Genomic DNA, 11,564 nt, shown 5'->3' on the forward strand with positions numbered 1-11,564 from the left:
CGGCTCATCGTCGCGGGGTCATGCCGGTTGCGGAGCCGCATCGACCGATGTTCACGGACATGCCCCCGAGCGGGGAGGATTTCGGACGGTGAACGTCCCAAATCCTCCCCGCTCGGCCCTTGCGGGCACTAGCGATGAAAAGCCCGGATCAGCGACTTGCCGAGCCCCTGACCTTCAGGGTGGCAAGGAGGCCTCCACGGGTTTCCGCGAGGGTCAGGAGAGCTTGTTGCCCGCCGAACCCAGCGACTGAGCGGCCTCGACGATGCGAGCGGCCATGCCCGTCTCGGCGGCCTTCAAGTAGCTACGCGGGTCGTAGACCTTCTTGTTGCCGACCTCGCCGTCGATCTTCAGGACGCCGTCGTAGTTCTTGAAGAAGTGCTCCGCGATCGGACGCGTGAAGGCGTACTGCGTGTCGGTGTCGACGTTCATCTTCACGACGCCGTAGGACACCGCCTCGCGGATCTCCTCCGGCTGCGAACCGGAACCGCCGTGGAAGACCAGCTCGAACGGCTTCGAGCCGGCGGGGAGGCCGAGCTTCTTCGACGCCGCCTCCTGTCCGCCCTTGAGCACGTCCGGGCGCAACTTCACGTTGCCGGGCTTGTAGACGCCGTGCACGTTGCCGAAGGTCGCGGCCAGCAGGTAGCGGCCGTTCTCGCCGGAACCGAGCGCGTCGATCGTCTTCAGGAAGTCGCCCTCGGCGGTGTACAGCTTCTCGTTGATCTCGGCCTCGACGCCGTCTTCCTCGCCGCCGACGACGCCGATCTCGACCTCGAGGATGATGTTCGCGGCCGCGGCCTTGGCCAGCAGTTCCTGCGCGATCTCGAGGTTCTCGTCGAGGTCGATCGCGGAGCCGTCCCACATGTGGCTCTGGAACAGCGGGTTCCGGCCGTTCTTGACCCGCTCGGCCGAGATGTCGATCAGCGGGCGGACGAAGCCGTCGAGCTTGTCCTTCGGGCAGTGGTCGGTGTGCAGCGCGACGTTCACGTCGTACTTGGCGGCCACGACCTGGGCGAACTCGGCGAGCGCGACCGAACCGGTCACCATGTCCTTGACCTTCTGGCCGGACGCGAACTCCGCGCCGCCGGTGGAGAACTGGATGATCCCGTCGCTCTCCGCCTCGGCGAACCCGCGGATCGCGGCGTTCAGGGTCTCCGACGAGGTCACGTTGATGGCCGGGTAGGCGAATTCGTTCGCCTTCGCCCGGTCGAGCATCTCCGCGTAGACCTCGGGGGTGGCGATGGGCATCGTTTACTCCTCCTCGAAGCAGGCTGGTGCACCTCTCGGCCGCATCGTACGAGGTCGGCCGGGAGGTGCCTACAGCCGTCGCGTCAGAGCAGGACGCCGGCGAGCGCCCGGTAGACCGGCAGGGGGTCGGAGTTCAGTACCTGGATGTTCACGTGGTCCGCCCCGGCCTCGAGATGCGCGGTGACACCACGGGCGACGGCCTCCGCGTCGCCGTGGACGGCCAGCGCGTCGACCAGCTTGTCGCTGCCTTCGCCTGCCAGGTCCCCGTCGGTGAAACCGAGTTTGCGCAGGGAGTTCGTGTAGTTGACCAGGCCGAGGTAGAACGCCACGGACTTCCGGCCGACGGCGCGGGCCTTCGCCGGATCGGTCTCGAGGACGACCTTCTGCTCAGGCGCCAGCAGCGGTCCCTCGCCGAGGATCTCGCGCGCCTGACGCGTGTGCTCCGGCGTCATCAGGTACGGGTGGGCCCCCGCCGTGCGGTCTCCTGCGAGTTTGATCACCTTCGGGCCGAGAGCCGCCAGCGCGCGGCCTTCGACGGGCACTCCGGCGGCGTCGAGAGCGTCGAGGTACTCGACGAGCGCGACGTACGGCTTCTTGAACTCCGCGGTGTGCTCCGGGTGCCCGGCGCCGACACCGAGCAGGAAGCGCTCCGGGTGCTTCGCGGCGACGCGCTTGTACGCCTCCGCGACCGTGGCCGCGTCGTCCTTCCAGATGTTGACGATGCCGGTGGCCACCTTGATCGACTTCGTCGCGTCGAGGAGTTCCTCCGCCTTCGCGAGGTCGCCGGACGGCGAGCCGCCGATCCAGATGGCGCCGTAGCCGAGTTCTTCCACCTCGCGTGCGAGCTCGGGGGTGAGCACGCCTTCGAGCTGCCAGATACCGATTCTGCCGAGTTCGAGTCCCATGATCCGAGCTAACACCAACCCCTGCCGATGTCTTCCCTTAAGTTCGGGACATGGCGAAACTCGGCAACACCGACCTCGACGTCCGGGGGATCAACCTCGGCGGGAACGTCTTCGGCTGGACCGCGGACGAGCAGCAGTCTTTCGCCGTCCTCGACGCCTACACGGCGGCGGGCGGCAACTTCGTCGACAGCGCCGACCTGTACTCCAAGGGTGGCTCCGAGACGATCATCGGCAATTGGCTGACCAACCGGGGCCGTCGCGACGACGTCGTCATCGCGACCAAGACCGGCATGTGGGACGAGCGGAAAGGCCTGTCCGCGGCCAACATCGCGGCGGCGGCCGAAGACTCGCTTCGACGGCTTCAGACCGACCACATCGACCTCTACTACGCGCACATCGACGATCCGGAGACCCCGATCGAAGAGACGCTGCGGGCCTTCGACGCACTCGTGCGCGCGGGCAAGGTTCGCTACATCGCGGCGTCGAACTACTCCGCCGAACGACTGTCCGATGCACTGTCCATTTCGGACCGTGAAGGCTTGGCGAAGTACACCGTCCTGCAGCCGCACTACAACCTCGTCGAGCGGGACTACGAGACCGAACTGGCGCCGACGGTCGAGCGCGAAGGCCTGACCATCCTGCCGTATTTCGCGCTGGCCAAGGGTTTCCTCGCCGGGAAGTACCGCTCGAAGGACGCCATCGGCGACAGCCCGCGCGCTGCCCGAGCTTCGTCCTATTTGGACGAACGCGGAGAGCGTGTCCTCGCCGCGCTGGACGCGATCGCGGCCGACCGTGGCGTCTCGGTCGCGGCGGTCTCGCTGGCGTGGCTGTTCGCGCGGCCGACCGTCACCGCGCCCATCGCGAGCGCGCGCTCGGTCGAGCAGCTGAACGACCTCCTGCCCGCGGCCGACCTCGCCCTCACCGCCGACGAGGTCGACGCCCTCACCGCCGCCTCGCGCTGAAACCCCCGCGTTTCGTCCTCTGGTTGCGGTAGTTCGCACTACCAACTACCGCAACCAGAGGACGAAACGCGGACTTACTTGCGGGTAGCTTACTCCGGGTAGGTTGAGGTACCGTCCGAAAAGCCGTAGGGCTCGGACGAGGAGGCAACGTGGCCAAGAACAGCGTGAACGGCAAGGTCGTCCTGATCACCGGCGCCGCGAGGGGCATCGGCGCGGGACTCGCCGAACGCCTGGCCGCGCAGGGCGCGAAGGTCGCCTTGGTCGGCATCGAAGCCAAGGAACAGCAGGTGGTCGCCGACAGGATCGGCCCCGCCGCCCACGCCTGGGAAGCCGACGTCACCAGCTGGGACGACCTCGAGCGGGCCACCGCCGGTGTCGTCGAGCACTTCGGCGGGATCGACATCGTCATCGCGAACGCCGGCATCGCGACCTCCGGTTTCGTCCGGTCGGTGGATCCGGCCGCCTTCGAGAAGGTCATCGAGGTCGACCTCCTCGGTGTCTGGCGCACCTTCCGCGTCACGATCCCGCACGTCATCGAGCGCAAGGGCTACCTGCTCGCGATCTCCTCGCTGGCCGCGATCACCCACGCTCCCGGCATGGCCAACTACGCCGCCGCGAAGGCGGGCGTCGAGGCGTTCTCCAACAGCCTCCGCGCCGAAGTCGCCCACCTCGGTGTGCAGGTCGGCGTCGCGCACCCCACCTGGATCCGCACCGACCTCGTCGAAAGCGCCGACAAACACCCGGTCTTCGGCAAGCTCCGCACCGGGATGCCCGGCCTGCTCGGCAAGACCTACCCGCTGTCCGTCGCGCTCGACCTCCTCCAGACCGGGGTCAACAAGCGCGCCCGCACCATCCACGTCCCGCGCTGGGTCGGCGGGCTCAAGCTGATCCGCGCGTTCCTGCCGCCGATCATCGAGCTCGGCGCGAAGAGCCGGATCAAGAAGGCGGACGCGGCCGCGCTCGTGGACATCGAGCAGCGTGGCGCGTACGAATCTTCGATAACCGGTCAGGCAGGCCGGGCGGCTACGAAGAAGGGCTGACCACCTATGTCGCGTCGCGACCAGATCCGCATGACACCCGATGAGCTCACCGTGTATCTCGACGAGCAGAAAGTCATCAACGTCGCGACGATCGGCCCCAACGGCCGCCCCCATCTCGCCCCGCTCTGGTACTACCCCCACGGGTCGGGCATCGCGACCTGGACATACGGCTCGTCCCAGAAGGCGAAGAACCTGGAACGCGACCCGCGTGCCACCGTGCTCATCGAGGACGGCGACACCTACGACAAGCTCCGCGGGATCTCCATCGAGGCCGACGTCGAGGTCGTCACCGACACGCTCATGGTCACCCAGATGGGTATCACGTTGACCCAGCGGTACGCGGGCGCGAAGCCCGGTGAGCCGGTGCCAGACGAGCTCGCCGGCTTCATCGCCAAGCAGGCCGCGAAGCGAATCGGGCTGATCTTCACCCCGACCAAGATCGTGAGCTGGGACCACTCGAAGCTCAGCGGAACATACTGACCGGTAAGTCGTACTAGAAAGTAACTGTTACTTCCGGTAACGTCATCTGCGCAAGAGAGCCGCGACACGGAGGGCGCAGAATGACCGAGCGATTCAAGGTCGTGATCGTGGGCACCGGATTCTCCGGGCTCGGCCAGGCCATCCAGCTCGAAAAGGCCGGGATCTCCGACTACGTGATCCTGGAGAAGGCGGACGAAGTCGGCGGTACGTGGCGCGACAACTCGTACCCCGGCTGCGCCTGCGACGTGCAGTCCCACATGTACTCGTTCTCGTACGAGCAGAATCCTGACTGGTCGAGGTCGTTCTCGCCGGCACCGGAGATCTTCCAGTACCTCAAGGACGTCACCGACAAGTACCGGCTGCGGGACAGGATCCGGTTCGGCGTCGAACTCGCCGGCGCCGACTGGGACGAGACCTCGCGCCGCTGGCATGTCCACACCAAGGCGGGCAAGACGATCGAGGCCCAGTTCGTCGTCTCCGGCGTCGGCGGCCTCCACATCCCGCAGGTCCCCAAGCTGCCAGGGATCGAGAAGTTCAAGGGCCAGACCTGGCACTCCGCGCAGTGGAACCACGAATACGATTTGCGCGGCAAGAAGGTCGCCGTGGTCGGCACCGGCGCCAGCGCGATCCAGTTCGTGCCGGAGATCGCCCCCGAGGTCAGCGAGCTGACGTTGTTCCAGCGCACGCCGCCGTGGATCATGCCGAAGCCGGACCACGCCATGCCCGGCTGGGCCAAGACCGCGTTCCGCCGCGTCCCCGGCGTACAGCGGCTCTACCGCAACGCGCTCTACTGGTTCCTCGAAGCGCGGGCGATCGGCTTCAACGGCCACCCCGCGATGATGAAGGCCGGCCAGGTGATCGCGAAGCGCCACATCGGCAAGGGCGTCAAGGATCCCGCGCTGCGCAAGAAGATCACCCCCGACTACACCATGGGCTGTAAGCGGGTGCTGATCTCCAACGACTACTACCCGGCGATCGGCCGGTCCAATGTGGACGTCAACACCGATGGTGTCCGCGAGGTCAAGGCGCACAGCGTCGTCGACGGGAACGGCGTCGAGCACGAGGTCGACGCGATCATCTACGGCACCGGTTTCAAGGTCACGGATGCCCTGGAATACCTGGACATCACCGGGATCGACGGCCGCGACCTCGCCAAGGAGTGGGCCACCGAGGGGATGCGCACGCACAAGGGGATCAGCGTCTCCGGCTTCCCCAACCTCTTCTTCCTCCTCGGCCCGAACACCGCGCTGGGCCACAACTCCGTAGTGTTCATGATCGAATCGCAGTCGCGGTACGTCGTCGACGCGATCAGGCTCGCGGACTCGCGCGGCGCCGCGGCGCTCGACGTGCGGCCCGGCGTGCAGGAGAAGTTCCAGCGCGAGATCCAGGAAAAGCTCGTCAAGGGGGTGTGGACCCAGGGCGGTTGCAAGAGCTGGTATCTCGACGCGAAGGGCGTCAACCGGACGATCTGGCCCGGCTTCACCTGGCGCTACTGGCTCCAGACCCGCAAGGTCGACGCGACCGACTACGAACTCAGCGGGCGGGCGTCATGACCGCTCAGCAAGAAGACCACGAGCAAATCGTCCTGCACGCGCGTGACGTCGAGTTCGACTGGGCGTCGCTGCCGATGCACTGGATCCCCGGCGAGCCGCAGGCGACGCATACGATCAACGTGCTGCACCTGGCGCTGCCGGAGGGCGAACGCTGGTTCGTCGAGGTGTTCAAGCAGGCCGTGCCGCTGATCCGCGACGAACGGCTCAAGGAGGACGTCCTCGGTTTCATCGGCCAGGAGGCCATGCACGCCGAGGCGCACGACGGTGCCGCCGAACACCTCGAAGCGTCGGGCGTCACCGTGCGGCCGTACATCGCGCAGATGGAGTGGATGTTCCGCCGCCTGCTCGGCGATCGTGCGCTTTCCGCCGAACGGCGGGAAGAGTGGCTGATCGAACGGCTCGCGATCGTCGCCGCGATCGAGCACTACACCGCGTTCCTCGGCCAATGGATCCTCGACGCCAAGGAACTGGACGACGCGAACGCGCACCCGACGATGCTGGATCTCTTGCGCTGGCACGGCGCCGAAGAGGTCGAGCACCGCTCTGTGGCGTTCGACCTGTTCATGCACCTCGACGGCCGCTACGGGCGTCGCGTGCGCAGCATGCTCGTGGTGACCCCGGTGCTCGCGTGGGTCTTCTTGCGCGGCACCAGGTTCCTCATGAAGAACGACCCGACCAGGCCGGGCAAGACAAGTTTCAAGACATATCTGCGAGTGGCGAAACTCGGGCTTCTGCCCTCAGGCAAGCAGTTGCGGCGTGAGATCCGGCCGTACTTCCGGAAGTCCTATCATCCAGGCGAAACCGGCGACACCGATCAGGCTGTCGCGTACCTCGCGGGCTCACCGGCCGCGCTGGCGGCCGACCATCCACGATGACGCGACCGCTGCGGCTCGACGGCAGCGGGCGGACCGACCACGTGATGGCGTCGCTGACCGGTGTCGTCGCGCTGTACCGCAGGCTCAGTGGGGTAAGCGGACGCCGTCGTCCTCCGGTGTCCGCCGTCGATCGCGATCTCCCGCTGATCGTCGATGACGTCCGCGTCGAGGCCGAAGGCGTGGTCAGCGTGCGCATGGTGCACGAAAACGGCGAACCGCTGCCCCGGTGGCGGCCCGGCGCGCACGTCGACCTCTCACCGCGGCCGGGGCTGGTCCGGCAGTACTCCCTGTGCGGCGACCCGGACGACCGCTCGGCCTACCGCGTCGGCGTCCGGCTGCTCGGTGAGGGATCGACGGCGGTGCACGCTTTGAAAAAGGGCACGCGGATCACGGTGCGCGGCCCGCGCAACGCGTTCCCGTTCGTCGCGAGCCCCGCCTACCTGTTCGTCGCGGGCGGTATCGGGATCACGCCGATCCTGCCGATGGTGCGACAGGCGGCGGCCTCCGGCGCGGACTGGCGGCTGGTCTACACCGGCCGCGACCGGGCTTCGATGCCGTTCCTGGAGGAATTGTCCGAATTCGAAGGTCGTGTCCGGATCCGTCCGGACACCGAGTACGGGATCCCCGCCTCGGGCGCGGAACTGCTCGAAGGGGCAGAAAAGAGTGCCCCGATCTACTGCTGCGGCCCGATTCCGATGATCGTCGGCGTCCGGACGGACGCGGCGCTGCGGACGTCCGGACCGGTGTTCTTCGAACGGTTCTCGACGCCGCCGATCGTCGGCGGCCGGCCGTTCCGCGTCGAACTGGCCCGCAGCGGCGTGACACTGGACGTGCCCGCCGACCGGACGACACTCGACGTCCTTCGCGAAACCGTGCCCGGTATCGCGTATTCGTGCCGCCAGGGGTTCTGCGGGACCTGCGAGCTGCCGACGGTGACCGGCGACCGCGTCCGGATCTGCGTCGAACGCGAGCCGGTCACCCTCGATCTCTGACAGGTCAGGATTCCCGCGGCAGCCAGGCCCCGATCACCGGCTTGAACTCGCGGACGGTGCGCTCCGCGACAACGCCTTCCAGGTGGTATGGATCCTGGTCGATGATCTCGTTCAGCGCGGTCTCGTCGGCCGCCTGGTAGAGCGAGATGCCACCGGAGTCGTCTCCCAGCGGCCCACCGAGCGCGACAACGCCCTGGTCGGCGAGGCCGGAGAGGAATTCCCGGTGCCGGGGACGCACATCCTCCAACTTCTCCCGTACGTACCGGATCTCCACCAGGAACCAGGCCATCGACGTCTCCCAAGATCGCTTCAACAGTGCCGTCCCAGACGCTATCCGACTCCGGAAGGCGTTCTCAGGATCCGATCAGGCAGAGGTCCCGCCCGACCCGATACGCTGATCGCGCGCCACGCACAGGTTGTGCTTCAAAGGGGTAAATGAACAGGTAGGGGTACATGCTCGAGGGCAACGCGGAACGCAGTGTCGAGGTGACCCTCGGCCATCTGCGCACCATGGACGGACCGGTCACGCCACCGCCGCCTGCGGCACCGCTGACCCTTGAGGATCTCTATCGCCAGCATCGGATGCGGCTCGTCCGGCTGGCCATCCTGCTCGTGGACGAACCGGCCACGGCCGAGGACGTCGTCCAGGAGGCGTTCACCGGGCTGCACCGCAACTGGGGAAAGCTGCGGGACGCCGCCGCGGCCGTCGGCTATCTGCGCACCGCGGTGGTCAACGGATCACGCAGTGTGCTGCGCCGCCGCAAGACAGCTCGCGAGTACGTCGCGCCGCACGCCGTCAACGCGCGTTCGGCCGAAAGCCTCGCCATGCTGTCGAGTGAACATCAGGCCGTGGTGAGCGCTTTGTCCAAACTGCCGCCCCGTCAGCGCGAAGTTCTGGTGCTCCGTTACTACGGTGGGCTGAGTGAGGCCGAGATTTCCGAGGCCGCCGGTATTTCGAAAGGTACCGTGAAGTCAACCGCCAGCCGGGCGCTGGAGGCACTGCAGAAAGCGATGCAGTCGCCGAACTGACACCCGGCTTCGATCTCGAGCGCTGGGTTGTGCCGCCATGCCTGGTCCAGACCAATATATGCTGGGGGGCGTGAGAGGCGCCGGAGATTTCGTGATCGTGGGCGGCCGGGTCGTCGCCCCGGACCGTGTACTCGACGACGGCTGGCTGGCTATCGCCGGCGGCAAGATCGTCCAAGTCGGTACCGGGACACCCCCGGACATCGACCGCGTTCCTGTAGACGGGTGCCTGGTGGTGCCCGGCTTCATCGACACCCACTGCCATGGCGGTGGGGGCGGGTCGTTCTCCAGCGGGAATCCCGAGGAGCTGTTCCGCGCGGTGCGCGCGCATCGGCGACACGGGACCACGACCATGCTCGGCAGCCTCGTCTCGGATCCCATTCCGGTGCTCAGGGACCAGATCGCGGCCCTGCGAGAGCTGGTCCAAGAGGGTGAACTTGCCGGAATTCACCTCGAAGGACCCTTCATCTCGAAGGCGCGCTGCGGGGCACACGACCCGGCGACCCTGATCGAGCCGGACACGGCGACGGTCAACGCGCTGCTCGGCGCGGGCCGCGGCGAAATCCGGATGGTCACCCTCGCCCCCGAACTCCAAGGCGGGATCAAGGCGGTACGGCAACTGGCCGAATCGGGCGTCATCGCCGCCATCGGGCACACCGACGGCGTCGAGGACCAGATCATCCCCGCGATCGACGCGGGCGCTTCCGTCGCCACGCACCTCTTCAACGCCATGCGGCCCCTCCACCACCGCGAGCCGGGCCCGATCGGTGCCCTCCTCGACGACGAACGCGTCACCGTCGAACTGATCTGCGACCTCGTCCACGTGCACCCGACGGTGCTGCGGCTGGCCGCGCACCACGCCGGCAAGGGCCGGACGGTGCTCATCACCGACGCCATGTCGGCCACCGACGCCGCCGACGGCAGCTACATCCTCGGCCGCCTCGAGGTCGACGTCCGCGACGGTGTCGCCACGCTGGCCGGGAACGGCTCGCTCGCGGGCAGCACGCTGACCATGGACGCGGCCTTCCGCAACCTGGTCCGCGGCGCGGGTATCGACCTGCTCGACGCCGTCCGCGCGACCTCCGGACGGCCCGCCGAACTGCTCGGCATCGCCGACCGCACCGGGTCGCTGCGCGCCGGGCTCGCGGCCGACGTCGTCGTGCTCGACCGCGACCTTCGACCGGCCAAGGTGCTGCGCCAGGGCGAGTGGGTCAAGGACGAGGCTGCGGCTACATTGAGCGCCACGGCCCCACTGAGCGGTGCGGTCGAAGGCGGTGTGTCGGTCAGCGACGGGTAGCGGCGAGAGGAGTCCGGATGAGCGAGCCCAAGGACCCGGAGAAACTCCTAGCCGACGCTCTGCGCGCTCAGGCCGTTTTCGCCCCTTCGGCGGAACGGATCACTGAGGCTTCCGTCGAGAACCCGGTCAAATCGGACACCAAGAGTGATCCGAACGACGCGGAGGCCCCTGAGCCGTCCACCGGGCAACACGAGCTGCCGCTGCAGTACGGACTGCTCTCCGGTGCCGGTGCCGGCTCGCTCGAACGGGAGCGCGTCGCGCTGGAGGACGCGGAAACGGCCAGGCTGGCGGAGCGTCCGACGCCACCTCCGGCGCCTTCGCCCGGAAGCGCGCCGTTGCCCGCGTACTGGGTATTGCTGCTGGCTGTACTGCTGGGGCTGGCCGCCGGTTCAGTGGTCGGGCTGCTCACGCTGATCTGAACCGCCCTCAGCCGTCGGGTCGAGGCACTCAGCGTCACCCTGTACCGTTTTGGTGTGATCCTGGCGCAGAACAACGTGACGACGATGGGCCTCCTGCCGGAGTGGCTGGACCCGATGCACCTGCTGAGCGGGCTGACCGTCCCGGTCATCACGGTGCTCTGCCTGATCATCTTCATCGAGAGCAGCATCTTCCCGGTGCTGCCCGGTGACTCCCTGCTGTTCACTGCGGGCCTGCTCATCGCGAGCGGCTCGATCGAAGCGCCGTTGTGGCTGGTCTGCGTCCTGGTCACCGTCGCGGCGTTGCTCGGCAACCTGCTCGGCTACGGCCTCGGCTGGAAGATCGGGCCCTGGCTGTTCCGCAAGCCCGACTCGAAGTTCTTCAACAAGAAGTACGTCGACCAGACGCACGCCTTCCTGGAGAAGCACGGGCCGAAGGCGGTCGTGCTGGCGCGGTTCGTGCCGTTCGTGCGGACGTTCATCACCTGGATCGCGGGCATCGGCAAGATGGACCCGAAGAAGTACTTCACCTACACCGTCATCGGCGGCATCCTGTGGGCCGCCGGGATCACCGCGCTCGGCCACCTGCTCGGCGACATTCCGTTCGTCCGCGACAACATCGACGCGATCTTCATCCTGATCGTGCTGATCTCCGTGGTGCCGATCGTGATCGAGTACCTGAAGGCGCGCCGCGAGAAGAAGCACGCGCCCGCCGCCGCTCCGGCCGTGGACATGGACGCGACGCAGCAGATCCCGCGCGTACGCGACTGACC

At 67.4% G+C, this 11,564-nt stretch carries 13 protein-coding genes; 10 read left to right on the top strand and 3 right to left on the bottom strand.

The window, feature by feature from the left end:
- Positions 1-213: 213 nt before the first annotated feature.
- Positions 214-1,245 carry a class II fructose-bisphosphate aldolase gene (fbaA, locus tag ACM6LR_RS06845; RefSeq protein WP_414936796.1) on the bottom strand — a complete coding sequence of 344 codons (1,032 nt, stop codon included), beginning with the start codon at positions 1,243-1,245 and terminating at the stop codon, positions 214-216.
- A gap of 83 nt (positions 1,246-1,328) precedes the next feature.
- Complete coding sequence (locus tag ACM6LR_RS06850; RefSeq protein WP_414936795.1) at positions 1,329-2,150, bottom strand: LLM class F420-dependent oxidoreductase; 822 nt, start codon at positions 2,148-2,150, stop codon at positions 1,329-1,331.
- 50 nt (positions 2,151-2,200) lie between these two features.
- Between ACM6LR_RS06850 and ACM6LR_RS06855 the strand changes: the two genes are divergently transcribed.
- From ACM6LR_RS06855 to ACM6LR_RS06880, 6 genes are all read left to right on the top strand, one after another.
- A complete protein-coding gene (locus tag ACM6LR_RS06855; RefSeq protein ID WP_414936794.1) occupies positions 2,201-3,112 on the top strand; it encodes an aldo/keto reductase in 912 nt (303 codons plus the stop codon).
- Positions 3,113-3,261: 149 nt separating this feature from the next.
- Positions 3,262-4,152, top strand: a complete 891-nt coding sequence (locus ACM6LR_RS06860) for an SDR family oxidoreductase (protein ID WP_414936793.1) — start codon at positions 3,262-3,264, stop codon at positions 4,150-4,152.
- Between the two features lie 6 nt (positions 4,153-4,158).
- Positions 4,159-4,632 carry a pyridoxamine 5'-phosphate oxidase family protein gene (locus tag ACM6LR_RS06865; RefSeq protein WP_414943409.1) on the top strand — a complete coding sequence of 158 codons (474 nt, stop codon included), beginning with the start codon at positions 4,159-4,161 and terminating at the stop codon, positions 4,630-4,632.
- An 80-nt stretch (positions 4,633-4,712) separates the two neighbouring features.
- A complete protein-coding gene (locus ACM6LR_RS06870; protein WP_414943410.1) occupies positions 4,713-6,185 on the top strand; it encodes a flavin-containing monooxygenase in 1,473 nt (490 codons plus the stop codon).
- Positions 6,182-7,060, top strand: a complete 879-nt coding sequence (locus ACM6LR_RS06875) for a metal-dependent hydrolase (RefSeq protein ID WP_414943411.1) — start codon at positions 6,182-6,184, stop codon at positions 7,058-7,060. The genes ACM6LR_RS06870 and ACM6LR_RS06875 overlap by 4 nt, the downstream gene beginning before the upstream one ends.
- Positions 7,057-8,052 carry a PDR/VanB family oxidoreductase gene (locus ACM6LR_RS06880; protein WP_414936789.1) on the top strand — a complete coding sequence of 332 codons (996 nt, stop codon included), beginning with the start codon at positions 7,057-7,059 and terminating at the stop codon, positions 8,050-8,052. The genes ACM6LR_RS06875 and ACM6LR_RS06880 overlap by 4 nt, the downstream gene beginning before the upstream one ends.
- A gap of 4 nt (positions 8,053-8,056) precedes the next feature.
- Here the strand turns inward: ACM6LR_RS06880 and ACM6LR_RS06885 are convergent, their stop codons facing one another.
- Complete coding sequence (locus ACM6LR_RS06885) at positions 8,057-8,341, bottom strand: YciI family protein (protein WP_414936788.1); 285 nt, start codon at positions 8,339-8,341, stop codon at positions 8,057-8,059.
- Between the two features lie 164 nt (positions 8,342-8,505).
- Here ACM6LR_RS06885 and ACM6LR_RS06890 point away from each other — a divergent pair, with 164 nt between their 5' ends.
- The 4 genes from ACM6LR_RS06890 to ACM6LR_RS06905 all read left to right on the top strand — a co-directional run bounded on the left by ACM6LR_RS06890 (position 8,506) and on the right by ACM6LR_RS06905 (position 11,562).
- Positions 8,506-9,081, top strand: coding sequence for a SigE family RNA polymerase sigma factor (locus ACM6LR_RS06890; RefSeq protein WP_101611345.1), 576 nt, complete (start codon positions 8,506-8,508; stop codon positions 9,079-9,081).
- A gap of 91 nt (positions 9,082-9,172) precedes the next feature.
- Complete coding sequence (gene nagA / locus ACM6LR_RS06895; protein ID WP_414943527.1) at positions 9,173-10,375, top strand: N-acetylglucosamine-6-phosphate deacetylase; 1,203 nt, start codon at positions 9,173-9,175, stop codon at positions 10,373-10,375.
- Positions 10,376-10,392: 17 nt separating this feature from the next.
- A complete protein-coding gene (locus ACM6LR_RS06900; RefSeq protein ID WP_414936787.1) occupies positions 10,393-10,794 on the top strand; it encodes a hypothetical protein in 402 nt (133 codons plus the stop codon).
- 54 nt (positions 10,795-10,848) lie between these two features.
- Entirely contained in the window at positions 10,849-11,562 is a 714-nt protein-coding gene (locus ACM6LR_RS06905; RefSeq protein WP_414936786.1) for a DedA family protein, read from the top strand.
- The last annotated feature ends 2 nt before the right edge of the window (positions 11,563-11,564 follow it).

Source organism: Amycolatopsis sp. cmx-11-32, assembly GCF_047608695.1.
Taxonomy (GTDB): Bacteria; Actinomycetota; Actinomycetes; order Mycobacteriales; family Pseudonocardiaceae; genus Amycolatopsis.